The sequence below is a fragment of the Vibrio paucivorans genome, assembly GCF_054053395.1.
Genome location: NZ_CM133231.1, coordinates 1,734,830 through 1,759,192, shown reverse-complemented (window position 1 = coordinate 1,759,192; position 24,363 = coordinate 1,734,830). Strand labels below are relative to the sequence as shown.

The 24,363-nt window shown below is 44.5% G+C and carries 24 protein-coding genes and 1 pseudogene; 12 read left to right on the top strand and 13 right to left on the bottom strand.

What is annotated here, in order from left to right; genetic code table 11:
• The first annotated feature begins 145 nt into the window (after nucleotides 1–145).
• Together ACXABW_RS23330 and ACXABW_RS23325 are read left to right on the top strand one after the other, a co-directional pair.
• On the top strand, nucleotides 146–2,170 hold the full coding sequence (locus ACXABW_RS23330) for an alkyl/aryl-sulfatase (RefSeq protein WP_457525864.1): 2,025 nt from the start codon (nucleotides 146–148) through the stop codon (nucleotides 2,168–2,170).
• 242 nt (nucleotides 2,171–2,412) lie between these two features.
• Entirely contained in the window at nucleotides 2,413–2,811 is a 399-nt protein-coding gene (locus ACXABW_RS23325; protein WP_457525862.1) for a hypothetical protein, read from the top strand.
• A 78-nt stretch (nucleotides 2,812–2,889) separates the two neighbouring features.
• Here ACXABW_RS23325 and rpoH read toward each other — a convergent pair whose 3' ends face one another.
• Entirely contained in the window at nucleotides 2,890–3,747 is an 858-nt protein-coding gene (rpoH, locus tag ACXABW_RS23320; protein WP_457525860.1) for an RNA polymerase sigma factor RpoH, read from the bottom strand.
• 322 nt (nucleotides 3,748–4,069) lie between these two features.
• On the opposite strand from rpoH, the gene ACXABW_RS23315 reads away from it, so the two are divergent.
• The gene (locus ACXABW_RS23315) at nucleotides 4,070–4,453 is read left to right on the top strand and encodes an STAS/SEC14 domain-containing protein (RefSeq protein ID WP_457525858.1); all 384 of its coding nucleotides are present in this window, start codon (nucleotides 4,070–4,072) and stop codon (nucleotides 4,451–4,453) included.
• A 156-nt stretch (nucleotides 4,454–4,609) separates the two neighbouring features.
• Here the strand turns inward: ACXABW_RS23315 and ACXABW_RS23310 are convergent, their stop codons facing one another.
• From ACXABW_RS23310 to ACXABW_RS23285, 6 genes are all read right to left on the bottom strand, one after another.
• Nucleotides 4,610–4,855, bottom strand: a complete 246-nt coding sequence (locus ACXABW_RS23310) for a hypothetical protein (RefSeq protein ID WP_457525855.1) — start codon at nucleotides 4,853–4,855, stop codon at nucleotides 4,610–4,612.
• A 43-nt stretch (nucleotides 4,856–4,898) separates the two neighbouring features.
• A complete protein-coding gene (locus tag ACXABW_RS23305) occupies nucleotides 4,899–5,114 on the bottom strand; it encodes a DUF3820 family protein (protein WP_049844907.1) in 216 nt (71 codons plus the stop codon).
• A gap of 125 nt (nucleotides 5,115–5,239) precedes the next feature.
• Nucleotides 5,240–5,590, bottom strand: a complete 351-nt coding sequence (locus ACXABW_RS23300) for a helix-turn-helix domain-containing protein (protein WP_252033528.1) — start codon at nucleotides 5,588–5,590, stop codon at nucleotides 5,240–5,242.
• A 244-nt stretch (nucleotides 5,591–5,834) separates the two neighbouring features.
• Nucleotides 5,835–6,437 carry a 2OG-Fe(II) oxygenase gene (locus ACXABW_RS23295; RefSeq protein ID WP_457525852.1) on the bottom strand — a complete coding sequence of 201 codons (603 nt, stop codon included), beginning with the start codon at nucleotides 6,435–6,437 and terminating at the stop codon, nucleotides 5,835–5,837.
• Between the two features lie 145 nt (nucleotides 6,438–6,582).
• Complete coding sequence (locus ACXABW_RS23290) at nucleotides 6,583–7,743, bottom strand: serine hydrolase (RefSeq protein WP_457525850.1); 1,161 nt, start codon at nucleotides 7,741–7,743, stop codon at nucleotides 6,583–6,585.
• A gap of 196 nt (nucleotides 7,744–7,939) precedes the next feature.
• Nucleotides 7,940–8,296, bottom strand: a complete 357-nt coding sequence (locus ACXABW_RS23285) for an NADH:ubiquinone oxidoreductase (protein WP_252033525.1) — start codon at nucleotides 8,294–8,296, stop codon at nucleotides 7,940–7,942.
• A gap of 483 nt (nucleotides 8,297–8,779) precedes the next feature.
• On the opposite strand from ACXABW_RS23285, the gene ACXABW_RS23280 reads away from it, so the two are divergent.
• On the top strand, nucleotides 8,780–9,943 hold the full coding sequence (locus tag ACXABW_RS23280) for a threonine/serine exporter family protein (protein ID WP_457525848.1): 1,164 nt from the start codon (nucleotides 8,780–8,782) through the stop codon (nucleotides 9,941–9,943).
• 46 nt (nucleotides 9,944–9,989) lie between these two features.
• On the opposite strand, the gene ACXABW_RS23275 is transcribed toward ACXABW_RS23280, so the two are convergent.
• Nucleotides 9,990–10,205 (bottom strand): alternative ribosome-rescue factor A, encoded by a 216-nt coding sequence (locus ACXABW_RS23275; RefSeq protein WP_457527194.1) that lies wholly within the window; start codon nucleotides 10,203–10,205, stop codon nucleotides 9,990–9,992.
• A 370-nt stretch (nucleotides 10,206–10,575) separates the two neighbouring features.
• On the opposite strand from ACXABW_RS23275, the gene ACXABW_RS23270 reads away from it, so the two are divergent.
• Both ACXABW_RS23270 and ACXABW_RS23265 read left to right on the top strand, forming a co-directional pair.
• Complete coding sequence (locus tag ACXABW_RS23270; protein ID WP_047047292.1) at nucleotides 10,576–10,785, top strand: cold-shock protein; 210 nt, start codon at nucleotides 10,576–10,578, stop codon at nucleotides 10,783–10,785.
• A gap of 73 nt (nucleotides 10,786–10,858) precedes the next feature.
• A pseudogene (locus ACXABW_RS23265) lies at nucleotides 10,859–11,287 on the top strand (YaeQ family protein); the annotation flags it as partial.
• Nucleotides 11,288–11,913: 626 nt separating this feature from the next.
• On the opposite strand, the gene hmpA reads toward ACXABW_RS23265, so the two are convergent.
• Nucleotides 11,914–13,092, bottom strand: a complete 1,179-nt coding sequence (gene hmpA, locus ACXABW_RS23260; RefSeq protein ID WP_457525846.1) for an NO-inducible flavohemoprotein — start codon at nucleotides 13,090–13,092, stop codon at nucleotides 11,914–11,916.
• Nucleotides 13,093–13,319: 227 nt separating this feature from the next.
• On the opposite strand from hmpA, the gene norR reads away from it, so the two are divergent.
• From norR to ACXABW_RS23240, 4 genes are all read left to right on the top strand, one after another.
• Complete coding sequence (gene norR, locus ACXABW_RS23255; RefSeq protein WP_457525844.1) at nucleotides 13,320–14,903, top strand: nitric oxide reductase transcriptional regulator NorR; 1,584 nt, start codon at nucleotides 13,320–13,322, stop codon at nucleotides 14,901–14,903.
• 101 nt (nucleotides 14,904–15,004) lie between these two features.
• Entirely contained in the window at nucleotides 15,005–15,367 is a 363-nt protein-coding gene (locus tag ACXABW_RS23250) for a glutaredoxin family protein (protein WP_265687523.1), read from the top strand.
• A 92-nt stretch (nucleotides 15,368–15,459) separates the two neighbouring features.
• Nucleotides 15,460–16,815: an MATE family efflux transporter gene (locus ACXABW_RS23245; RefSeq protein WP_457525841.1), complete on the top strand. Its 1,356-nt coding sequence runs from the start codon at nucleotides 15,460–15,462 to the stop codon at nucleotides 16,813–16,815.
• Between the two features lie 281 nt (nucleotides 16,816–17,096).
• On the top strand, nucleotides 17,097–18,020 hold the full coding sequence (locus ACXABW_RS23240; RefSeq protein WP_457525839.1) for a DMT family transporter: 924 nt from the start codon (nucleotides 17,097–17,099) through the stop codon (nucleotides 18,018–18,020).
• Nucleotides 18,021–18,030: 10 nt separating this feature from the next.
• Here the strand turns inward: ACXABW_RS23240 and ACXABW_RS23235 are convergent, their stop codons facing one another.
• Nucleotides 18,031–19,404 (bottom strand): UDP-glucose dehydrogenase family protein, encoded by a 1,374-nt coding sequence (locus ACXABW_RS23235; protein ID WP_457525837.1) that lies wholly within the window; start codon nucleotides 19,402–19,404, stop codon nucleotides 18,031–18,033.
• Nucleotides 19,405–20,132: 728 nt separating this feature from the next.
• Here ACXABW_RS23235 and ACXABW_RS23230 point away from each other — a divergent pair.
• Nucleotides 20,133–20,690, top strand: coding sequence for an MSHA operon transcriptional regulator (locus tag ACXABW_RS23230; protein ID WP_457525835.1), 558 nt, complete (start codon nucleotides 20,133–20,135; stop codon nucleotides 20,688–20,690).
• 331 nt (nucleotides 20,691–21,021) lie between these two features.
• Here the strand turns inward: ACXABW_RS23230 and ACXABW_RS23225 are convergent, their stop codons facing one another.
• Together ACXABW_RS23225 and ACXABW_RS23220 are read right to left on the bottom strand one after the other, a co-directional pair.
• On the bottom strand, nucleotides 21,022–21,804 hold the full coding sequence (locus ACXABW_RS23225) for a substrate-binding periplasmic protein (RefSeq protein ID WP_457525833.1): 783 nt from the start codon (nucleotides 21,802–21,804) through the stop codon (nucleotides 21,022–21,024).
• A 77-nt stretch (nucleotides 21,805–21,881) separates the two neighbouring features.
• On the bottom strand, nucleotides 21,882–22,163 hold the full coding sequence (locus ACXABW_RS23220; RefSeq protein ID WP_457525831.1) for a hypothetical protein: 282 nt from the start codon (nucleotides 22,161–22,163) through the stop codon (nucleotides 21,882–21,884).
• Between the two features lie 176 nt (nucleotides 22,164–22,339).
• Between ACXABW_RS23220 and ACXABW_RS23215 the strand changes: the two genes are divergently transcribed.
• On the top strand, nucleotides 22,340–23,380 hold the full coding sequence (locus ACXABW_RS23215; protein WP_457525829.1) for a sensor domain-containing diguanylate cyclase: 1,041 nt from the start codon (nucleotides 22,340–22,342) through the stop codon (nucleotides 23,378–23,380).
• Between the two features lie 16 nt (nucleotides 23,381–23,396).
• Here the strand turns inward: ACXABW_RS23215 and ACXABW_RS23210 are convergent, their stop codons facing one another.
• Entirely contained in the window at nucleotides 23,397–24,314 is a 918-nt protein-coding gene (locus tag ACXABW_RS23210; protein WP_457525827.1) for a DMT family transporter, read from the bottom strand.
• Nucleotides 24,315–24,363 lie beyond the last annotated feature (49 nt).

Sequence of the window (24,363 nt, the reverse complement as noted above, 5' to 3'; positions counted from 1 at the left end):
CCACATGATATCACCAGAATTAATATCTGGTATATGAAAAATCGGTTAATTGATGATATCTAACTTGTTAAAGTCATCCCATCAACACGATGCAAGTAAGCAGCGTTAGTTTTTCCAAGGATGGCAACGAGTAGAAGGTATCATCATGAAAAAAACTATTTTAGCTCTAACAGTCTCTGCTATTTCATGTGGCGTAATCGCAGAAAGTGATTATGGTTCACTAGACACATATATGGGTAAAGCGGCGACTGAGCATACTACCGCAGCTAACAAGTCTTTGGATAAAACCCTACCATGGGAAGATGTTTCAGCATTCGAACGCTCTGAGCGTGGGCTTATTGCTGCGTTTGACGATCATGACGCTGGTCGTCTACGTAATAGCATGGCACACCTTGATGTTGAAGATATGCGTGCTGATCGTCCCGACACTGTAAACCCTTCTATTTGGCGCCAAGCTCAAATGAACTATGCGTCTGGAGGCTTGTATCAAGTGAACGAAGGGGTTTATCAACTTCGTGGAGCTGACCTTTCTAACATTACCATTTATAAGGCAACCAGTGGTTACATCATTCATGACCCACTTCTAAAAGCAGAAGCCGCTTCAGCAGCATGGGCTTTCGCAAAAGAACACTTACCAAAAATCAACGGTAAACATAACATCGTTGGTATGATCTACTCTCATACTCACCCAGACCACTTTGGTGGCTCTCGCGGTATCATTGAATCTGGTGATTGGGTAGAAGGCTCTCCTATCATTGCACCTGATGGCTACATGCGTGCATTCGCTGATGAAAACGTATTAGCAGGTCCAGCAATGGGTCGTCGTGCTTCATACCAATACGGTTCAGACCTACCAACAAACGAAACGGGTATTGTAGATAATGCCCTAGGTATGGGCCTTGCTAAAGGTAACGTAACGTTTGTTCCACCAACAAAGTTCATTGTTGATCGCGAAGAGAAGCACGTAATTGACGGCCTTGAAATGCAGTTTATCAACATGCCAGGTGCAGAAGCTCCAGTAGAAATCGTTACTTACATTCCTAAGTATCGTTCTCTGAACACCGCTGAACTTACTTACGACGGCCAACACAACATTTACACATTCCGTGGTGCTAAAGTACGTGATACTGCAGCTTGGACTAAGTACCTAACTGAATTAAAAATGCGCTTTGTTGATTCTGGTTTAGTTGATGATATTCATGCTGCTCACTCAGCTCCTGTTTGGGGTAAAGAAGCCATTTCAGAATACATGGGGTTACAGCGTGATAATTACGGTTGGTTGCACAACAACACAATGCGTCTAGCGAACCACGGTGTGAAGATCCACGATGTTGGTCGTGAAATCGAGAAAATTGTTCCTGAAGTACAGCAACAAACTTGGCACACTAACGGTTATCACGGTTCGTACTCACACAACGCTCGTGCAATCATGAACTTGTACCTTGGCTATCATGATCTCAACCCAATTAACACTAACCCTTTACAATCAACAGATCGCGCTTGTATGTATGTTGAAGTAGCAGGTGAAGATAAGCTGCTAGAAGCGGGTAATGAGTTCTTTGATAATGGTCAGTACCAAGAAGCTGCTGAGCTATTCAATAACCTAGTAACATGTGACCCAACAAACGTCGCTTATCGTGAGAAACTGGCTGATACTTTTGAACAACAAGGCTATCAATCAGAAACAATGGCATGGCGTAACTCTTACTTACAAGGTGCGGTAGAGCTTCGTACAGGTAAGATCGGCTCAGGTACTAAGACTGCTTCTGCAGACGTAATTGCAAACACGCCAACAGCGAATTTCCTAGATTTAGTTGGTGTTCAATTAAACGGTCCTAAAGCAGAAGAGCTAGGCTTAGACTTCAACATGACTATCGTTCACCCAGACCTAAAAGAAACACACTACATTGAAGTTTCTAACGCAGCAATGTCTAGCATTCCTGTAACGGATTTAGGTTTAGAAGACGATATGCCTGAACTTGATACTCAGCTAATCATCAATAAGACAGACTTAACTAAAGTACTACTTGGTAAAGCAACTATCGACCAATTAGTAAAAGATGGTCAAGCTGGTATCAAAGGTGAAGCTTCAAACATTAAGAAATTGGCAAGTGCTCTAGATAAATTCGACGGTAAATTTGAAATTTTACCTCTTGGTCTAGAAAAGTAACGCTACGCTGTTCTAAGTAAAACAACTCAAACGGCTTCAAAATCCGATATTAGGAAACTAATATCGGATTTTTTATGTCCGTAGAAAAACACTGAATAACGCTTTCACAACGGTTCATCTCCCTCTTTTTCTGATTTAGACAACAAAGCAAAAAAATTTAGAAATTTCGAAAATTTTCTTGAAATGGATATTTGCCCGCCCCTACCTCTCTGTTGTCAATAAATGAAATGAGGATATTCAACATGAAAAAAGCAGCCTTGGCTCTGTTACTAATTACTCCTGTCGTCTCATACGCAAACACTGAAGATCAGATTGCAGTCGGTATGGCATTCGATCGCGGGCTGAGTGTGGTTTTTGATTACAATCAGAAAGTTAAGATTGCAGCAGGTAACGATGGTATCGCTTTAGATTATACCTTCGCTAAGGGGCAATTCGACTCAAGCACACCATTAAACTGGTATGTCGGCGGCGGTGCGTATTTTGATTGGGATAGTGATTTTGGCGCTCGAATTCCATTGGGCATGAACCTAAATTTTGCTGAAGACTGGAAATTGTACGGTCAAATCCACCCGGAAATTGAGTTTAGTGACGATTTGAAACTGGATATTGGTGCGGCAATTGGTGTGACCTACGCCTTCTAACCGTGGTTAGACAGGAGGGATTTATCCCTCCAAAACATCAACAAAAAACCGCCTAATTAGGCGGTTTGTACTACAAATCTACGGGTGAATGTGCTTCAAAATGTTCTTTAATTTATCAAGAGCCATTGCTTCCAGTTGCCTTACCCTTTCGGCTGAGATGCCATGTTTGTGAGCAAGTTCGGTAAGCGTCAGCTTTTCTTCAGCCAGCCAGCGGTGGAAAATAATATCCTTACTTCTTGAGTTAAGCTTACTCAAACCAGCCATAAGCTCACTGTTTAAATGTTGCTCCCAATCTTGTTGTTCATATTCTAGTGCAATATTCGTTTGCGGTTCTGGAACAACACTAACCAGAGATGGGCAATATTCATCGTTTTCTGAAGACTGAGTATTAATATAAGAATCTCGCGCCGATAGCCTACCGTCCATCGAGATAACATCACGTTTACTAACATCGAGTTTTTCGGCGAGATCGGCCGCTTCAGAATCCCCCATCCACCCCTGACTACGCTTGTATTTTTTTAAGTTAAAAAAGAGCTTTTTCTGGGCTTTTGTCGTTGCTATTTTTACGATACTCCAATTTTTCAGAATATAGTCGGTAATTTCAGATTTAATCCAGTGAACTGCGAATGTTACTAGGCGGTAGCCTAGTGTCGGGTCAAATTTTCTCACGGCTTTAAGCAAGCCAATATTCCCGCACTGAATCATATCTGTAAGAGGTAGTCCATAACCGGCAAACCCTCTTGCTATAAAGACGACATATCTAAGGTGTGGAAGCACAAGCTTGGCCACCATAGATTCATCGTTGTTGTAGTACAGGTTTTCTGCAATATCCTTTTCTTCCCATTCCTTCAATATCGAGTGCGAATTCACAAACTTCATGTAGTGAGACAAACTCTCGCTGCTTTGTAGTGACATCGCCGCTGCTGAAGTAGACATTAATCCTCCAATATATAGTTTTTAATCGTGTCGCTGTGTGTTGAGCGATGCGAATACTATTTTTTGGGGAACTCATTTTAATAATGATTTACTCAAGATCAGATAAACAAAATATAAAAGCCTAAAATTCAAAAACTTAAATAAAGCTCATCAATAAATCATCAAGAGTATTTTAAGCACATTAGCAACAAATAATCCCTTTTTACAGAAAGCTTATTAAAGAGTTATCGACGTATTATGCGTTGTATTTGGACAGCGGATAGCATGATTTGGTGACGATTAATTCGTTGACAGAAATTCAAACACTTTTAGAGAGACACCAATGAACAATACTCAATTTTCAAACGTTTCAGTTCAATTTGAAGCATCGGAAGATAAGTCAATAATGATGCTAAAACCAAGTGGAAAACTTAACAAAGAAGTCATTAAGCAAGTGGCTAACTTTATCGACAAAAACGCGCAAGAAAACCAACAACGCCGAGTTAGCCTTATGTTAGATACATCAGATTTTGATGGTTGGGAATACGATGCGTTTATTGAGGATGTAAAACTGAGCATCAAACACCGCAATGATGTCAGCAAAATTGCGTTATTTGGCCATCAAGCTTGGTTAGATGTTGCAGCAACACTTGCCTCATTCGCGACCAAAGCGGAAGTCGAGTACTTTGATAATAAAACAAACGCTGTCGAGTGGCTCAGAAGTTAACGCCATAACATAAAAGCTTGAACCTGCTGTCTTTTAGCAGGTTCAGTCGGTGCAATCACCGATACCGTACTTTTGAAAGGCAGAGTAACGAAGAAGAGCTAAGTCCACAGCTTGTCTGCCTGATTGGCAGGCGTGGTTGAGTATTTATCTATTCTGTTAGTCTTTAGGCTGGTGACCCGTCTTCTTCGCAAACTTTTGCATCGCCTCGGCAAACGTTGTTGTCCCGCCTTTCGCTTTAACCTGTACGACCTTAAAGCCCATCTTTTCCAGCTCTTGGCGTTCTGCCAAAACCGCTTTGTCATCTTGCTGACTACCTTGTGCAGGCTGATGAATGTAATAGCCCTCTAACTGACCATCTTCAACTAATTGGTGGTGCTTGAGTGCATTGATATCAAAATTCATAGTGAGTCTTTTTACTAATAATGGGATAGGTTTTTATGGCAGCTTACATGCGCTTTAACGGCTTAACCACACTATCAAGCCCTTCGATTTTTAGAGCAAGGCAGAGTTTCAGTAAGTCACCGAGTTCGCCGCTTGGGAACCCTTTCTTATCGAACCACAACAAATACTCTTCAGGTAAATCGATCAATACGCGACCTGCGTATTTGCCAAATGGCATCTGCATTCTTGCCAGCTTTATTAGGTTTTCTTTTTCGAGCATTTCAGCGTCCATCATTACGTTTGGTCGCTAGGTTATCACTGAAGCGCGATGGGTAGAAGAAATGGGGCGAGGAAAATGATAAGCCAAAGCTGCGCGTCATTCTTCAGCTCTGGCTCATTGTAAGGCTAGTGGGAAACAGTATGAGCGTACTCTACAACGACTTGGTTACCTTCAATGTACGCACGTTGGATATCGCCATCGACACTCATACGGCTTTCAAGGTACACCACTTTAGGTACGTCCTGAGCATCTTGCTTGAGTGATGGGATGACCAATTTTGGATCTACATGAAGCTGACGGCAAAACTGGCTGATAAACGTCATTGAAAGGGCGGCGTCGCCACGTAGGAGGTTAGAGAAGTCGAGCTGGGTTAACCCTAGTCGCTTGGCGACTTCCATTTGCGTTAAACGCATCTTCGCTTTTTGAGACATCCATATGTCGTATAATGCATCGCGATCCTGCTGATTGAATTCCACTGCTATTACTCTTTTATATAATTGGATTGTGGTAAATTTTGGCAAGATCCTGACCTTCCTTGTCAGTCTTAGGTGAATTTTACTTCAAGGTTTCCCCCACTAATCGATGAGAGAAATCTCAATTATCAGGAGTTACAAGAAAGCTATCGAGGTAAGAAAGTGTGTCTGTTTATGCCTGAACATAAACACTGCATTAGGGCCGACCTGTGCGGCCGCCCCTTTCATTTTCGCCCAAGCGACTCACTCAGTTGGCGATGTCCAATAGGTTATCTTTCACGCCATTAATGCGGAACCAGCCTGCAATGCTGAAGCGCTCAGCGTTGGTCGGTAAAACCTCATGCGGGAACTGCTCAGAAAAGAAGACGAATAAGCGGCCTGACTTAGGAGGAATACGCGCAATTTGGTTGTCATCGAGATCGTAAACCACTAGCTCACCGGCGTCTTCTTGTTGCCAGCTTTCATTCATATAAAAAACGGTGGTTAAGCGTCGGTTCTCATTGCCTTGAAAGCAATCTAAGTGTTTCTCGTAGAAATCGCCTTGCTCGTATTTGGCAAAGTGCGCTTCATACTCGAACAAGCCGAGAAAGAAATGCCTGTTGGCTTCCAAACGGATCGCTTCCATCTTACTGAGAAAGGTTTGTACTGGCTCCCCCATCGTCGGGCTTAGCCACTGTATTTTATCGCTACGACGAGTGGCTTCGCGCACGGCTTCATCGCTTCGCCCTATACGCGCTTTCTTCCAGTTTTCTGGAATGCAATCGCGTAACTCTGCGACCTGCTGTGCGGTGAGGAAATCATCCCAAATGTAGTAACCGTCCTTGGATAAAGCCTGAATCATTTGTTGCATGGTTATCTACCTAGATCAAAAACAGGCGTTTTAGACCTAAGCCAACTCACTCGCAACTCAGCTTTTTTGTCGTGTCGATAAATCAAAAAAGCCGCTCAGTTGAGCGGCCTTGATTCAATTCTTGTTACTAGGGGGCGTGGTGACCTTAAAAGAAGCTCGCAATTAAGCGCTTAAACCAATCCAGCGCCTTTTTAAATAAGCTACCTTCTTCAACGTCTTCCAGTGCAACCAGTTCGGCTTCAGCCACGGTTTTTCCATCTAGTGAGTAGACAACCGTACCGATCACTTCATTTTGAGAGATAGGTGCTGTTAACTCTGCAGGTACTTCGATGTTTGCACTAAGATTGCGGATTTGCCCTTTCGGCAACGTAATGAAAATGTCTTCCGCTAAACCCACTGACACTTGGTCCTCTTTACCCATCCATACGCGTGGAGTCGCGATTTCTTCATTCGCCTCATTTGGTGACACGGTATCGAAGAATCTAAAGCCATAACTTAGTAGCTGTTTGCTTTCGCTCTCGCGACTCTTAGTGCTGTAAGAGCCCATTACTACCGAGATTAAACGCATGTCACCGTTGGTTGCAGAGCTTGCTAAGCTGTAACCAGCTCCACTGGTGAAGCCTGTTTTCATGCCATCAACATTCATGCTGCGGTCGCGCAATAAGCCATTACGGTTGTACTGTGTAATGCCGTTGTATTTGAATGAACGCTCGCTATACAGCGGGTAGATATCAGGTAAATCACGGATGATGGCTTGGCCTAGTTTGGCGATATCGTAAGGCGTTGAATAAAGACCATCACTATCCAAACCATGTGGGTTAGTAAAAGCTGTATTTTCTAGCCCTAGTCTTTGTGCCCATGAGTTCATCAATGCCACGAATGAGTCTTGAGAGCCTGCTACGTGCTCGGCAATCGCCACACTGGCGTCGTTGCCCGACTGTACAATGAGCCCTCGGTACAGGTCGCTCATGCTAACGCTGGTGCCCACTTCGATAAACATCTTTGAAGAATCTGGGAATTTCTTAGCCCAAGCGTTTTCACTGATGACCACTTGATCGTCGATCGAGATATTACCGCTACGGATTTCCTGCCCTGCGACATAAGCGGTCATTAACTTAGTTAAGCTGGCTGGATTAAGCTTTTGATGAGCGTTTTTTTCAACCAACACTTGCCCCGTGTTGTAGTCGATAAGGATATAACCTTTAGCACCTAGAACCGGTGGATCTGGAACGATAGTTGGCGCGGCCAAAGCAAGAGGAGCAATAAGAGAACTAACAAGTACAGAACTAAAGAAACGAATAGCCATTTTTCTCATAACAAAGCCAAATAAATAGATGTGTAGTGAGTATAGCCAAATATGCCACTTGTAAATCAGGACTTTACCAACCTTTACGATAATTCGAAATTCGTTACATTATTGGCGTTAAAAAGTATTTGAGAAGAGATATTCGAATGAGGAATGGATACAAAAAAGGCCAGTATTTGATACTGGCCTCTTGGAATTACTTAGCAGCTAACCACTTTGGTCTCGCTGTGATTGCATCTTTATAGCTGAACCATAGATACGTCAGCGCAATCGAGAAGAACAAGTAAGAGAGTGCAAATGTGAGTGGCGATGTCATTAGATCTGCCGATACGCCCCACATCACGCCTACTACCGTTACGGTTAGTTTAGACAGCATGCCACACAATAGTAGGAATACTGCTAACTGAGGGAAACGAGTGCTACGGAACGCAAACCAGTAACAGCTGCCCACTGCTAATGCTGAAATAGAAAGGCCTAGCATGAAAGAATGGAGGTGCTCACCTGATGCTACGCCAGCCGAGATAGATGCCATAAAAATTAGAAATAATTTCATTTGTATGCCTCGCTTTAAACTAAGAAAAGCTTCCTTTCATTTTTGCAAACTCATTTTCCACTTATTTTCGCTATTTTTGGCATAATTTCAAGCTCAAAAATTAAACAATTTTTGTTCATATCCTACTCAGGGAAACTATGTAACATAAAGGTTAACAATTGAAATCGAATACATTTAGGCCAGCCGGAGTACTTCTGAGTTATATATGTCAAAACACAAACTTTTGTAACAAACTATTAACCTGAAAAATATTTTATGATTTTGGTGAAAATGTGAGCCAATTCATTCGTCGTAGGAATTATCTGATACATTTGGATCACAACTTCTAAAAGGGTTGACCTCGTTTTTCGAGTGGGGGTGAGCATGCTTTAAACAGATTAAATCGATTGCGTGAGCACTAGCACTTTACCAACATGTTCTTCTGTTTAATTTGATAGTGCTCTGATACCTTTACGCCACTTTCAAATTCACGCTGCTAACACCATGCCTTCACAATACAGAATCAATAAAATCGTGGAGATCGGAGACACCCTTCACCGAAGTGGATGTGCTCCATATAAAGTCGAAAAATACACTCAGTACTACGCGCAAAAACACGGTGTCGATGTGATGATTCAAGCCACACCGACCACCATCAACTACCAGTTCCCAGACGACAACAATGCCGTTGTAATGAAACGTCTCAAACCTGCTTCTATCAACCTAAGTTTGTTGGCGAACACTATTATTCGCATCAATCAACCAAGCAGCGAGCCGGTACCCGAACCTGTGGGTTACCCCAAATGGGTGGTTGCGCTGGCAAATATGGGAATTCCACCAGCGTACTTAATGCTAGTTGGCAGCACGCTAGAAGCCGTCGCGTTTGCCGCGCTATTAGGCTTTATGGTGTGGTTGTGTCAATTGGTGTGCAAAGCGCGTAGAAGTATTGCTGTGGAATTTCTTTCTGCACTAGTAACAGGCATCTTGGTCGCATTCATCGCCAGCACGGGGTTGCCAGTTCCGGTTTGGACACTCTGTATTGCAGCCATCATTTTGTTTGTGCCCGGCCTTTCGATAGCAAACTCGCTGGAATGTCTGGCCTTTAATGATCTGGTTTCCGGTACCAGCTTACTAGGGCAAAGTGCTTTAACCTTGATTAAGCTGTTTGTAGGGATTGTGATTGGCCTCAATATAGGTGAAGCATTTTGGGGCGCAGCGCCCGATACCACCTATATGAATGCCGTACCGACTTGGCTGCATATTTTCGGCCTATTTTTGCTGTCTATTTCTATCGGTATCATCTTTAACGCGCGCCCGACCGATATTTTATTGGGGCTGCCGGTTGCGGTGTTGGGTATGTGGGGCCCGTTTTATCTAGGCTTTGAAAGTGGCTGGATCGTCGGTACTTGGATCACCACGGTATTGATTACGTTATATGGCACTTGGGTGGCGAAGAAAATGGAGCTCACCGGTGCCATCTACATCCTGCAAGGCATCATCATTCTTGTTCCTGGTAGCCGAGTGCTGGTGAGTGCAAGTCAGTCGGTGTTTGAGCAGTCTATTTTACCAATCCCGAGTATCGGCCTTTCGGCGTTGTTTATGTTTTCCGCCATCGTGGCAGGGCAAATCACCGCCTATTCAATCTACTCGCCGAAGATAGAAAGATAAAAGAAAAGCCCTATTCGAAAGTCGCGTGCAATCTGCTAAGTGATAGCTATGCGGCTTTTGAATAGGGCTCTTTGCCTCTATGTTTCTCTTTTCTACTGTAACTCCCTTTTCCTTTCTTCGCTTTCTCAACTCTACTTTTGAATACTTTGCTGGTAACCAGCGCCTTTAACGCGTTGTCTTTTATCTGCCCTCGACCGAGTTCTAGCTCACTCGATACCGGGCTGGCCCCCTCTTCTATCGGGGCGTGCTTTTTGTAATTCATCATTGCCTCATTTTCGTTGATGATGTGATTCCGAGCCCAATAATATGTGAAATATCAGGCGGATCAACCCCATTTCGCCTAAGTGCAATCTGTTTCATTAATATTAATCTCTGTTAGCAGACGGTAAAAATGAAACCTTGCGCATAAAACTGACTGAAAATGTAGAAAGTTCCGAGGTTTGAGTCGAGTATTCGTTGACTTAGGAGCGAATTACTCTACACTCATCTTCAGCAAGAAAGCAGTTCTATGTATACAATACATTTCGTTGAATTACTCGTAACTTCCACGTTGTGTCCGTACGCAATAGCAATCTACTTTTCCACGCTATCCGCGCCGAATTCGGCACAACAAATTAACTAGGATATTTATTATGTCTAACACAGTTACTGGTACAGTAAAATGGTTCAACGAAACTAAAGGTTTCGGTTTCATTCAACAAGAAAACGGCCCAGACGTATTCGCACACTTCTCTGCAATCACTGGTGACGGTTTCCGTACTCTAGTTGAAGGCCAAAAAGTTGAGTTCGTAGTATCTCAAGGTCAAAAAGGCCCTCAAGCTGAGAGCATCAAAGTACTATAATTTGTACTTACAGTTTCTAAAAAATAGCCAGCAAACGCTGGCTATTTTTTTGTCAAAATCATAAGAAGTTTCCATGGCATTAAAACCCACCATTTTTAAGTTCCGCATCGCATTAACGGACATGAATCGTGACTACTACGATTCACTGAATCTGACCATTGCTCAGCACCCTTCAGAGAACAACCAACGCATGATGGCTCGTATTCTTGCCTTCTGCCTTAATGCACAAGAGTCACTCCAGTTTACGAAAGGTTTATCGACCATTGAAGAACCGGATATCTGGTTAAAATCTCTCGATGATCAAATCCAATTATGGATTGATGTGGGTGAGCCGGATCCCGAGCGCATCAAGAAATCGTCTCGCCTTGCTAAGCAAGTAAAAGTGTACAGTTTCAATACCAAGTCGAACGTTTGGTGGTCTCAAAACCAAGGCAAGATTGGTCAGTACAAAGCTGATGTGGTTCGATTCGATGCTGAAGCGGTTGAACAGTTAGGTGATATGGTTGGTACACTTGCCAAGTACTGCGAGCAATTAGGCCTGCCGACCGTGGGACGCCTAGCTGAACGCAATCAAGAGTGGCAGCAATGGTGCGTTGAGCATGATGCGCTGTTTCAGCATGTACTCAAAGCGAAACCAGAGAGCAGCACAAACCACCACTTGTTAGGTTTGTTGACCAAAAGCCATATTGAAATCACCGCCAAACTCAGCCAACACGCAGACTCCGTGGTGGCTATGCGTGAAGCGATTACCCAATCGGTAGGTGAAGAACACAGCAATAAGTTTGGGCTACCCGACTGTATCCAGCTTGATATTATCACCCATGCTTGGTTGTACGTTCAGGGTTGTATGAATATGGATTACAGCTTGGCTAATGATCACGCCCAGAACACCGCCGAATTGCTTAACAGGCTGTACTTCACACCTGCTACCGATGTACAAGCGACACGAGTAGCGTACATGGAAAGCTTTTATGCAGGCAAAGCCGTATTCGGTGAACCGAGTAAGCCATCTTTTTGGCAAAAACTTTCGGATTGGATAAACGGTCGGGACTAGAGGTTAGTACTCAATCGGTTGAGCAATACAAAAACAGAGAAGCGATGCTTCTCTGTTTTTCATTAAAGGACGAGTTATAGATTCTCGTGAGGACCAAATACCTCGTAGTGAATGCGATCTCGGCTTACGTTTAACGAATCAAGCTGCTTAACAATAGCATCCATGAAACCGACTGGACCACAGATATAGAAGTCGCCTTCTGTCAATGGTAACTGTTCGTTAACTTTCGACAGTTCCATTTGCCCCTGATGATCCGCATCCCCCTCTAAGTACCAAGTGTGCTGTTTCCAATCGTTACCCGCAACAAGAGTACTTGTCTCATCGATGAATGAGTGCTGTAGCTTGCTGTTGCAAGCATGAAGGTAAGTCACGTCTGACTTTTTCGATTCAGACAGTGTTTGCAGCATCGCTTGCATTGGTGTTGCGCCGACGCCCGCTGAAATCAGCACAACTGGCTGATGCTTTTCTGTGTAGTAAAAATCACCGGCCGGTGCGTAAAGCTGAACCGTATCACCTTCTTGAACATTGTCATGCAAGTGATTCGACACAATGCCTTCGTAATCGCTGCCATAACCTTCTCGTTTTACTGAGATACGGTAGTTCTGACCGTTTGATTTTTGCGATAAAGAGTACTGGCGAATCTCATTGTATTCAGCTTTTGATGGCTTCACTTCAATACCAATGTACTGGCCAGCTTGGTAGCTAAGAACGTTTCCGCCATCTTTAGGCGTAAGTACAAAGCTACATACCAACTCAGATTCTTGTTTCTTCTCAGAAACCACAAACTCGCGGCTGTTTTCCCAGCCACCAATTGCTTGCTTTCTTTGCAGGTAAAGTTCGCCCTCACGATCAATAAAGACTTGAGCTAGGAACAAGTAAGCTGCGGTCCATGCCTCTTCTACTTCTGGAGTAAAAGCTTCTCCCGCTAGCTCGCGAAGTGTTTCAATCAGGTGCAAGCCTACAATTTGGTAGTGTTCTGGTTGAATGTTGAAACTGGTATGTTTATGAGCAATACGTTCTACGGCGCTGGTAAGTGCTGCTAGATTTTCAATGTGCTTTGCATAAGCTGCAATAGCTTCAAATAGTGCGACACCCTGTCGACCGGTGTGCTGGTGAGTCATATTGAAGATATCTTTCAGCTCTGGATTGTGGCTGAACATACGTTGATAGAAATGCTTAGTTAACGCGGGACCTGCGCTTTCTAATAGTGGAATAGTACTTTTTACGACTTCAATATGTTGATTGTTGAGCATGTATAAACTCTCCCCATCAGGATTTATTTGGCAATAGACTGGCTCATAGGCAAGCTAAGGCTTGCTCTTATTCAATTCCTATAGAGCAGATTGCGTGCCAACATAGAAAACATCGTGTTTCCTTGATTTTAAACAAGTTTAAGGCACATTTCGTGTCGTAATGACTCCTTCATTTTGAGTCACTTTGACACTATACTATCCAATTATCCCTTTTCCTTGGAAATAGCATGCAAGACATCTCTGCTTCTACTCTAGTTGAAATGACCATCGGGCTCGCCAGTGGTCTTAACGACCAAGATCGCTTTCATAAACTTCTCGATGCGATAAGAAAAACCATCCAATGTGACTGTGTGGCATTGATGTCTAAGCAAGGTGATACGTTAACGCCTCTCGCGATGCAAGGGTTAACCCGAGACACATTAGGAAGGCGCTTCATCATTCAAGAGCATCCTAGGTTTTCACAGATCTGTGACTCTAAAACCCCAGTGATTTTTGATGCCGATAGCGATTTGCCTGATCCATTCGATGGGTTGCTACTCGATCACGATGGCGACCTGCCAATGCATGCTTGCATGGGCTTACCACTCATATTTGGTGACACCCTGCTTGGCATACTCACGTTAGATAGCCTAACACCGCAAGTTTTTGACTCTATTCCCCACCGTAACCTCGATGTGCTGTCTGCGATTGCAGCATCGACGCTGAAAATGGCTCTGACCTTTTCACAGCTCGAACAACAAGCGAAACAAAGCCAGCAACGCCTTGAAGAGCTAAATGAAGAAGCATGGGAAAGAGATGGCGGTGAAATTATCGGCTCCAGCCCAGCAATGACATTGATGAAAGCGGATATCGACGTCGTTGCTCCATCGGATTTCAACATTCTAATTCACGGTGAAACTGGTGTGGGTAAAGAACTGGTTGCTCGTACTCTGCACCACAAGTCTTCACGTAAGAAGCAACCGCTTGTTTACGTGAACTGTGCAGCTATCCCAGAAAACTTAGTCGAGAGTGAGCTGTTCGGTCACATCAAAGGCGCATTCACCGGTGCAGATAAGAACCGTTTAGGTAAATTTGCCCTAGCCGATGGCGGTACACTGTTCTTGGATGAGATAGGTGAACTCCCACTTGCCGCACAGAGTAAGATCCTTCGCGCACTGCAAAACAACGAGATTCAACCTGTCGGGCAAGATAAGGTCGAAACAATTAATGTGCGTGTTTTAGCAGCGACTAACCGTGACTTGAAACACGAAGTCGCCGAAGGACGATTCCGAGCTGACTTGTATCATCGCCTCAGCGTCTACCCGGTTTCCGTTCCACCACTGCGTGACCGTGAAGGTGACATTGCGCTGCTGTCTGGCTATTTCTTAGAAGTGGCGAGAAGAAAGCTAGGTATCGTTCAACTAAAGCTTGGCCGCGAAGCATTAGTTCATGTCACCCGTTACAACTGGCCGGGTAACGTTCGGGAGCTAGAGCATGTAATTAACCGTGCGGCATTGAAAGCGCGTGCACGTATTCACAACCGTTCTGTCATTACCGTATCGGTAGATGATATTGGCCTGCTCGATAACGCTCCGTTAGAGTCATCAGCTCAAGTTCCGGCTTCACAACCAGAAGCGACGCTCGACCTTTCTCAAGGATTAAGGCAAGCAACCGAAGACTATCAGCGTCAGTTGATCACACATGCTCTAACCAATGCGGATTTTAATTGGGCGAAAGCCGGGCGACTATTGAAAACCGACCGCGCTAACCTCACGCGCCTTGCCAAGCGCCTAGGGATCACTGTCACCAAAGAACATAAAATTTCACTTTAATAGAGCTTAAATTACACCTACTTTTTACAAGGTTTAGTCCTGTTAACATCGCTGATACAATGCGGCGGTTAAATTGTTAAATTACTTATTAAAGGATGATTATGAAGTTTGTCCGCTGGTTTTTAGGCCGCATTATTTTGCTACTAAATTTTGTGTTTTCGCCTAAAGGGGTTAAACGTTCACAAGAAGCTCAAAAGGACGTTGACCAAAAGGCTGCCACTATGGCGCTATACCAATTTGAAGCATGTCCCTTTTGTGTAAAGGTACGCCGCTCAATGAAGCGTCAATCAGTGAAGATTGAGCTTAGAGATGCGAAAAACGACACGACTCACCGCAGCGAGCTTGAAGCAGGCGGCGGCCGAGTAAAAGTACCGTGCTTGCGAATCGAGAAAGACGGCCAAGTCGAGTGGATGTACGAATCTTCAGACATCGTCGCGTACCTCGAACAAGAGTTTGCAGCGTAAGAACGATGGTCTACAATAAAGGCCTACTATACTTGAGCAGCTAAGGATAATTCCTTAGCTGTTTTTTTTCATCATCAGCAATGAAGCTACCTATGCCAAATACACACAAGTCTGATACACACCATGAAGTTCCTTCTTTAGGCCGTCAACTCTTTACCATGACATGGCCGATGCTGTTTGGCGTTTTATCTCTAATGAGCTTTCAGCTCGTCGATAGTGCATTCATAGGTCAACTTGGCGTGCTTCCTCTCGCGGCTCAAGGTTTCACCCTGCCCCTACAAATGATCATTATCGGTCTGCAAGTCGGTCTCGGTATTGCAACGACTGCAATTATTTCTAGAGCGCTGGGCGCTCAGCAAGTTCGCTATGCTAAGCAGCTTGGTGGGTTGGTCGTGTTTATTGGCTGTGTGGGTATTGCTGCATTCTCCGTCCTGCTGTACCTCATTCGAGTGCCCATTCTTCAACTGCTCAGCGCCCCAGAGAGTGTTTACCCGATTATCGACAGCTACTGGGTTGTCTGGCTAATCAGTGCATGGGGCGGGGCTTTGCTGTACTTCTTCTACAGCGTATGTCGAGCTAACGGTAACACCATGCTTCCTGGCACTATGATGATGGTTACTAGCCTACTCAACCTAATTTTCGATCCTATCTTCATCTTTTATTTTGATATGGGCATTGAGGGTGCGACAGTTGCAACCATACTTGCCTTCTCTATCGGCTCTTTAGTTGTAGCACCCAAAATCCTCAAAAAACACTGGATGTCGTTTGACTGGAGTGACTTGAATATTGCCAAAAGCTTAAAAGAAATTGGCAACATCATGGGCCCAGCAATGATTAGTCAGCTACTCCCCCCTATTTCATCTATGCTGGCGACCAAACTTTTAGCAGGGTTTGGGACTGCAGCAGTCGCGGCATGGGCGCTAGGCTCCCGCTTCGAGTTTTTTGCAATTGTGTCCGTACTGGCACTCACTATGTCTATGCCACCCATGGTTGGCAGGCTACTTGGAGCAAAAAACTACGCAGACATTCGTCAATTGGTCAGCATTGCTTGTCGATTCATTCTGGGTTTCCAACTGGTCGTCGCGCTAATTACGTTCGTGGCAGCTTCACCTTTAGCCTCGTTAATGACGAGCGAAGAATCCGTAGAAACGATTTTGCATTGGCATTTACTGATTGTCCCTATTAGCTTAGGCCCACTAGGCATTTGTATGTTGATGGTTTCGGTTTCTAATGCCCTCGGTAAGGCTTACACCGCACTGACTATCTCAGCATTGCGACTTTTCGCGTTTTTCCTTCCTTGTCTATGGATTGGTGCTCAACTAGGGGGCATCAATGGGCTGTTTATTGGTTCGTTAATCGGAAATATACTCGCAGGCTTTACTGCTTGGATGCTCTACCGTCAAACGCTGTCTAAGCTAGAGTTACGAATCGAAACGGTCGCTAAGTAAGAAAGACATATCGACGGCTCAATGCCACTTATATCTACCTTAGAAATTGAGCCATCTAAATCCAAAGGATCACTTTAACCTCTTGCATGGGCTGATATTTTCGCGTAGGTTAAAAATTCACCACAAGGAAATGATATGAACTTCACTGTTACTTACCTCTGGCTCCTCCTAACTATGCCTGTAGTCCGGTAGGTGACCCTGTGCCTGGCTACGAGTGATGTAGCCAGCAATGTTTCAATCTTCATCACTTCGTAGCTCACTCTTTCTAAGGATGCGAAACGATGAATGAAAACCCCAGTATAGAAAACCCTTCTCAATCAAAATCCAGCGCCTATCGTATTGGCGTTTTACTGGCTCTGGCCGGTACTTTATTGTTTTCCATCAAACCCGTATTGGTAAAAGTTGCCTATCAATATGGTGGTGATGTTACGTCTATTATGGCGTTAAGAGCTCTAACCTCTCTGCCTTTTTACTTGTATATTCTGGTGCACATGTGTCGCTCAAGCGAAAACCGCCAGAATGTCCGGCAGCATGGATTGCTAGCAGTCGCAGTGGGTATATTAGGTTACTTCTTCGCGACATACCTCGACATCGTGGCGCTAGAGTACATCTCTGCACAGTTGGAACGATTGCTAATCTTTCTGTTCCCTACCTTTGTGGTACTTATCAGTTGGGTGCTATACAAACAAAAGCCAAATCGGAAAGTCGTGTCGGCAACGATCATCGGTTATGTCGGCATTGCGTTTGTTGTAGCTCACGATTTAACGAGCCTTGGTGAAGATGTCTTATACGGCAGTGGATTAGCGATTCTATCGGCCATTGCTTTCGCGTTCTACTTGGTATGGAGCAAGCCTTTAATCGCCAAGCTAGGTAGTCCGTTGTTTACCAGTATTGGCATGGGTAGCGCTGGAGTAGCTATTCTAATCCACTTGGCTTTTTCCAATGCAGATATCGCTTCGTGGAGTATTGAACTGATCGCCATTGGTGCGCTACTTGGTTTGTTCTGTACTGTTATTCCTTCGTATTTGATAGCAGCGGCCATGGCACGAATCAGCCCGACAGAGCTTAGTTTATCAAGCAACATCGGGCCCTCAATTACTGCAGTAGCCGCCGTGACCATACTTGGTGAAGCGTTTACTTGGTTCCACTTGATAGGAATGGCGCTAGTGGTGTTTTCCGTCTATCAAATCAATCGCTCTAAATAACTCAAGACTGCTAGGAAGCGGCGACATTCGTCGCTTCTTCTCGGCCTATCGACCGATAGATAAAGCCCTTCTGTTTCATGCGCTCGGGGTCAAATAGGTTTCGACCGTCGACGATTATCGGCTGGTTTAATTCACGTTCGATCAGATTGAAATCGGGCGCTTTAAAGTTTTGCCATTCAGTACAGATGATGAGAGCGTCGGCGCCACAAAGGGCTGATTCTTTGGTCCCCATAAGAGAAAGTTTCTTTCCTTTCACGCCGTATATCCGCTGAGCCTCTTCCATAGCTTTAGGATCGTAAGCTTGAATACTTGCGCCCGCCTCCCAAAGTGACTCCATCAATACACGACTTGGCGCCTCTCTCATATCATCCGTTTTCGGTTTAAAAGAAAGCCCCCATAATGCAAACGTTTTTCCATTTAAGTTTTCTCGCCCATTAAATAGGTCACACAATTTTTCGAACAAACGTCTTTTTTGATTGAAATTCACGTTCTCTACCGCACGAAGCACTTGTGTATCGTAGCCATGCTGTTCGGAGGTTCGAATCAGTGCCTGTACGTCTTTGGGAAAACATGAGCCACCATAGCCACACCCAGGATAGATAAAGTGATAGCCAATGCGCTCATCACTGCCTATCCCGCGCCTAACTTGCTCGATGTTTGCTCCGACCAACTCAGCAATGTTGGCCACTTCATTCATGAAGCTGATTTTGGTTGCGAGCATGCAGTTTGCCGCATATTTGGTAAGTTCAGCCGATCGCACATCCATGAAAAGTATCTTTTCATGGTTACGATTAAACGGTTCATAGAGTTCTCGCATCATTGATTTCAACTCTACATACTCTTTCTCATCGGGCTGGATGCCAATCACGATTCGATCTGGCCTCATGCAATCTGAAACGGCAGTCCCTTCTTTTAGAAATTCTGGATTCGATAGTACGGGAATGTACAGGTGTTTTTGATTGCGCTGCTCAAGTACTTCAGTAATTTTTTGGCTAGCTTTAGCTGCGGTTCCTACTGGTACAGTCGACTTATTAACAACCACGGTGTTTTTATTACTGTAGGTCGCAATTCTCTCTACCACATTTAGCACGTACTTGAGGTCAGCCGAACCATCTTCGTCTGGGGGAGTGCCCACCGCTACAAATTGAATATCACCAAATTCGACGCCCACTTTGGCATCGGTGGTAAACTGCAAATGTCCGGCCTGGTAGTTATCACTCACTAGCTTCTGCAACCCTGGCTCGTATATCGGAATTTGGCCTTGTTTTAGCTGCTCAATTTTGTCGTGATTGATGTCCACACAACACACCTGATGTCCCGCCTCACTCAATACCGCGGCTTGCACTAGCCCAACGTAACCAATTCCAAATACTGTAACTTTCATGTTTATCCCTTAAACCATGATTTGTTTCAGTATTCGAGTGAGATATTGCAGTGTTCTTACAATTAGGTAGCAGTTATCTTACGCTTAAGGTGCTAGAGTAACGCCGAGCTTCCATGACTATTTAGTGATAATGCTATATTAAACAGTACAGAGAGCCGCTTTCATTTAGCTCTAGCTCTGTTGATGAGTTTATTAGGGTCTGTTGACCTTTCGAGCTGACTTTTGCAGCACTTTGTGGAAGATTTATACAAGGCAGAGGCTTTGATGTGTAGCTAGCCTACATGAGAAGCCGATAACGCAGTAGAAATGAACCACAAAGGCTGCCCGAAGGGTTCGGTTAAAATCGTTTGATGCTTCATTGAAGACTATTTGCTTAGAATGACTAAACTACACAGTCTTCGCCTCGCCTAAAACGATTTTATCTCGAACAAAATTTAACCGCGAAAGATCAACAGACCCTAGTATTTTGATAGCCACTTCACTGAATACACTGGAATGCAGACTTAGTATGAGAGTAGAATGTGCAGCTGCTTATGGGCGATGGAATCAAATCTGTTGCTTACAGCCTGCCATATAGGTTGATGTTAAACCTGATGGCACTAAGACAAATAATTAAAACTCAGCCAACATCACCTGCGCATAGCTAGGTGGTTGCCATTACTTAATAAACTTTCCCAGTTGAACACCACCCGTTCATCTAGGTATTGATAGCACTGTGTAATAAGCAAATGGACCAAGACAAGTTTACAAATATTTATCGCTTACCCGGGTCAATACAAATTCGTATTGGCAAATGGCAGCAAACTCTGCGTGGAACGTCTGATCTTGTTCTTCACCAAGCGCTGCAATCAAGAAACAAGCAATACAAAACCAAAGCTCTTAAGCCTACGGGATGGTTCATCACTCCATTCCGCTATGAAGATATTTCTGTTACGCACCACGGCCGCTATATTCAAACGGCATTACGTACGATGTTAGACCGCAAAGTCGCATACAAACGACTTTATCTGTCTACGACCCCACTTGAACAAGCAGAGCCGGCACTGATCGCGTTCAAGAAGGAATGGATCCAAAAACATAATCGTGTGGCAAAAAAGTATAACCAAATCAAGCTGAAAGAATTTCTTCGCTACGCAACCGAAGAGCTAGAAACTCTCTACCCTTCTATTCCTAAGCCTCAGTTCGATAAAGCGCTATGGAATCGATTGGTGGTATCGGAGCTAGGTTCGCAGAAGAAGTTCAGCGACCCGTTTTACGTAACACGAGCCGATAGAAACAAGAAATAATCACTACGCCTTAGATGAGGTAATTAGGGTCTGTTGATCTTTCGAGCTGATTTTTGCAGCACTTTGTGGGAAATTGATACAAGGCAGAGGCTTTGACGTGTAGCTAGCCTACATGAGAAGCCAATAACGCAGTAGAAATGAACCACAAAGGCTGCCCAAAGGGTTCGAGCTAGGCGCCCCCGTTATAATCGTTTTATACTTCGTTGAAGACTATTTGCTTAGAATGCTAGGCTACACAGTCTTCGCCTCGCCTAAAACGATTTTGACTAGGCGTCCCCATCTGAACAAAATTTAACCGCGAAAGATCAACAGACCCTAGCTAAGGCGATATCTAGCGATACTTGTTAAGAATGGCTTGGTATTCAGTAATTCCATCAGCGTTTTTGCTTGCTTTGATGATATCAATGCCGCGCTGCAGGTCATCTAGCGTTTCTTGAGGAATGTTTTTGTTGAACGCGTAATAGATGTAGCCTTCTTTCAGCACATAGACAGGTTCAAACTCCTGAGAGTCGATTCCGGCCTGTTTAGCCCACCAATAAGCCGCCCTTTCCGCATACGCCAGCAAATCGATCCGCTCCTTCATTAACTGCTCTGCGAGCGTAGTAACGTATGATGCCTCTTGCATCGAATCTCTTGGTAGACCTAGTGCCAGCAAAGACTGTTCGCCGATATCATCACGAATCACACCAATTTTGTAATTCGCCATATCAAGTGGGGTTTCGATTTGAACAGCAGCATCTTTACGTGCTAGCACCACAACCTTGATATCAGCAATCGGACCAACCCAACGAAACAGTTCCTCACGATGCTCTGTGCGAGTTGTCGAGAACAACACTGCGTTAGGCTTGGTTAGCGTTGCACGGTACGATCTCGCCCAAGGTAAAGGCTTGATTTGATTGAGTTGGACTTCTTGCCCTACCGCTTTTGAAGCGGCGACGAGGATATCTACGGCGTATCCTGTAACTTTGCCTTCGACTTCAAAGTTAGCCGGTGGGTAATTTTCGGTATAGAAATCTAATGAGCTCAACGATTGAGCTTGAGCCGTTAGTGGCATGATTGAAAGATTTAGCGCGGCGAAGAGCAAGGCTAATTGGATAAACCGAAAGCAAACCATACGCACCTCAATCAACACTTCACTCACTACTATTAAACTAGTTGATCAAATTATCAGCGTCTAGGCGATGTAGCGAATCAACGTGCAATAATATTGTTTCTGACTAAACCACGCCTAACATTGGTGCACAACTTGCCAAATCGACGTATTTCATCAAAGTTTGGAATGACTCCTCGATTCATTGCAGCTTCCCAGTAAGACAACTCTGAATCAACCAGTTCTAACAGCTTTTTGGGGCAACCAATACAGCTCCCTTCAGGCCCGCACACAAACGTATCTTCCTCATATAACGGAAGCTCCGCTTTGACCTGTTCTATGATCAGGCGCATCGCACTGGTTCTATCTGGTTTTGGGTTCATAACATAGTTGATAGTGAAAAAAGGCGGGTGATTATATAAGCAGTTTGATGCATTAGCCCTACCCCTTGTGGGGAATATTGTTATCCAAATTACAAATCTCACAAGTGACATTTCAGAAATTGGTAAACTAGGTCTAGGTTTATTAATATATCAATCAACAATAGTGAGAGGCTACGATGGACGGTAAAGTTGATTCGCATTCACCTCTGACTTCATTCACGTCGACTTCCGAGGGAAAAGTACCACTAGCGTTTCTTGAGGCGCTGGCGCAGTCTAAATCGCTTGATCAAATCCTCAACTGCACGTCGCTATGGATGTGTAAGCTGTTTCAAGCGCATCGTTGCAGCATTGCCTTAGCTCAACAGGACGAGTTCCTTCATATCTACAGTTTAAAGGGGAATGACGCCATTCCTGCTGATCAACCAGTGCCGATCCAACACACTTTAGTTGGACAAGCTTTTACGCAGCATACGACGCTCAAATGCGACGATATGTCTTCGGTCGATCTACTCGACTGCCAATGGCTCTCGTCTGGCGGGCTACATTCCTGTATCGATGCTCCTCTTGTCAGCGATGGGACTTGCTATGGTACGGTGAATATCGCTCATGAAAACAAACACCGTTACAACCAATCGGACGTACAAACGTTAACCACTATTGCACATTGGATCGCCTCTCAAATCCGAGTCCAGAAAGAAGTTGATGCGATGAGAACCTTGGCTGACATCGACCCCCTTACTGCGATACTCAACCGACGAGCATTTTCAGAAGCAACGCAACAATTTGGACAACATTCTCGCTATCACGATGGCGAGCACGCGCTACTCATGTTGGATCTAGACAGGTTCAAATCAATCAATGACCAATATGGCCACCTAGTTGGCGACGAAGTATTAGTGTCTATTGCTCAAATTATTCGCGCGCAGATACGCCATGATGACTTGTTTGCCCGAATCGGTGGTGAAGAGTTTGCCCTACTATTGAGAAATACCAGTGAGGAAGCAGCCGTTGTCTTAGCGGAAAAACTACGTGCAGCCATAGAGTGTACTCCTACACACATAGATAACCACCAAGTGCACTGTACCGCAAGCTTTGGTATCGCCATTCCTCACCCAAGCGACGTGTGTTTCCGCGATTTAATGAGCCGTGCTGACCACGCACTTTACACTGCGAAAAGGCGTGGCCGTAACCGTGTGTTTCTTGAACTGAAAGCCTGATTAGCAGTTTTTAGTGCTACTGACTTTTGACCGTCTCCCTAACTAAAGGCTTCACCTCCGTTTCTAACGATTGACTTGGTTTTTTCACCACTAGGTAAACACCCGCGGCTGCCATCACAAACCCCACCATGCCGATAGCATCGAACGACTCACCGAACATTAGCCATGCTTGAATAGCGGTTGTGGGTGGAACGAGGTAAAACACCGACGCAACGCTCGCAGACGCACCGTTTTTAACCATATAAAGCAGTAACAGTATCGCGACACAAGACAACACCACCACTAGCCAGAACAAGGTCAATACCAGCTGATACGTCCATGTCACCTCCATCGTTTCAAACGCCAAAGCATAAGGCAACATCACTAAACCAGCTGCAAAATACTGAACCATTGCGCCACCCACCATATCGACATTTTGACAGTAACGCTTTTGATATAAAGTACCAAACGTAATTCCAACTAACGCTAGAATACAGAACGCGACGGCGGACACTTTATGCTGTTCCGATTGCCACTCGATGTTGCCCATCAATACCAAACATATGCCCAGAAAACCTAACCCTAGCCCCCACCATTGTGCGATTCGAAAACGGGTGCTGGCAAAGGAAACTAGCACCACCGCAGTTAGAATTGGCTGAGTCCCTACCAATAGTGAACTTAGCCCTGCGGGCATACCTAAATCAATCGCCACGTAAGTGCCACCTAAATAAAAACCGTGTATCAAGATGCCCACGACCGCACTATGAAACAGCCCTTTCCCTGTTGGCATACGACGACGTAAAAACACCACCAGTAACGCGAACAACGCTACATTAGCTGTCATTCGGATCAGCAGCAGGGTGGCTGGTTCGGCATACTGAAGCCCATAGCGTGCACCAACAAAACCTGATGCCCATAACACCACAAATGCAAAAGGGATCATTCGAATTAGCATGATTGCCTCTAGAAAATTAACTGCGAATACTGTTACCTTATCTGGGTAC

Bases quoted from the DNA above. Each gene is read 5' to 3' on its own strand.
- ACXABW_RS23330 (WP_457525864.1), top strand. From the start codon at position 146: ATGAAAAAAACTATTTTAGCTCTAACAGTCTCTGCTATTTCATGTGGC.
- ACXABW_RS23310 (WP_457525855.1), bottom strand. From the start codon at position 4,855: ATGAATTTTGATATCAATGCACTCAAGCACCACCAATTAGTTGAAGAT.
- ACXABW_RS23250 (WP_265687523.1), top strand. From the start codon at position 15,005: ATGAAGTTTGTCCGCTGGTTTTTAGGCCGCATTATTTTGCTACTAAAT.
- ACXABW_RS23315 (WP_457525858.1), top strand. From the start codon at position 4,070: ATGAACAATACTCAATTTTCAAACGTTTCAGTTCAATTTGAAGCATCG.
- ACXABW_RS23240 (WP_457525839.1), top strand. From the start codon at position 17,097: ATGAATGAAAACCCCAGTATAGAAAACCCTTCTCAATCAAAATCCAGC.
- ACXABW_RS23275 (WP_457527194.1), bottom strand. From the start codon at position 10,205: ATGAATTACAAAAAGCACGCCCCGATAGAAGAGGGGGCCAGCCCGGTA.
- ACXABW_RS23285 (WP_252033525.1), bottom strand. From the start codon at position 8,296: ATGAAATTATTTCTAATTTTTATGGCATCTATCTCGGCTGGCGTAGCA.
- ACXABW_RS23245 (WP_457525841.1), top strand. From the start codon at position 15,460: ATGCCAAATACACACAAGTCTGATACACACCATGAAGTTCCTTCTTTA.
- hmpA (WP_457525846.1), bottom strand. From the start codon at position 13,092: ATGCTCAACAATCAACATATTGAAGTCGTAAAAAGTACTATTCCACTA.
- ACXABW_RS23235 (WP_457525837.1), bottom strand. From the start codon at position 19,404: ATGAAAGTTACAGTATTTGGAATTGGTTACGTTGGGCTAGTGCAAGCC.
- ACXABW_RS23325 (WP_457525862.1), top strand. From the start codon at position 2,413: ATGAAAAAAGCAGCCTTGGCTCTGTTACTAATTACTCCTGTCGTCTCA.
- ACXABW_RS23230 (WP_457525835.1), top strand. From the start codon at position 20,133: ATGGACCAAGACAAGTTTACAAATATTTATCGCTTACCCGGGTCAATA.
- rpoH (WP_457525860.1), bottom strand. From the start codon at position 3,747: ATGTCTACTTCAGCAGCGGCGATGTCACTACAAAGCAGCGAGAGTTTG.
- ACXABW_RS23270 (WP_047047292.1), top strand. From the start codon at position 10,576: ATGTCTAACACAGTTACTGGTACAGTAAAATGGTTCAACGAAACTAAA.
- norR (WP_457525844.1), top strand. From the start codon at position 13,320: ATGCAAGACATCTCTGCTTCTACTCTAGTTGAAATGACCATCGGGCTC.
- ACXABW_RS23220 (WP_457525831.1), bottom strand. From the start codon at position 22,163: ATGAACCCAAAACCAGATAGAACCAGTGCGATGCGCCTGATCATAGAA.
- ACXABW_RS23225 (WP_457525833.1), bottom strand. From the start codon at position 21,804: ATGGTTTGCTTTCGGTTTATCCAATTAGCCTTGCTCTTCGCCGCGCTA.
- ACXABW_RS23290 (WP_457525850.1), bottom strand. From the start codon at position 7,743: ATGGCTATTCGTTTCTTTAGTTCTGTACTTGTTAGTTCTCTTATTGCT.
- ACXABW_RS23280 (WP_457525848.1), top strand. From the start codon at position 8,780: ATGCCTTCACAATACAGAATCAATAAAATCGTGGAGATCGGAGACACC.
- ACXABW_RS23210 (WP_457525827.1), bottom strand. From the start codon at position 24,314: ATGCTAATTCGAATGATCCCTTTTGCATTTGTGGTGTTATGGGCATCA.
- ACXABW_RS23295 (WP_457525852.1), bottom strand. From the start codon at position 6,437: ATGCAACAAATGATTCAGGCTTTATCCAAGGACGGTTACTACATTTGG.
- ACXABW_RS23215 (WP_457525829.1), top strand. From the start codon at position 22,340: ATGGACGGTAAAGTTGATTCGCATTCACCTCTGACTTCATTCACGTCG.
- ACXABW_RS23305 (WP_049844907.1), bottom strand. From the start codon at position 5,114: ATGCTCGAAAAAGAAAACCTAATAAAGCTGGCAAGAATGCAGATGCCA.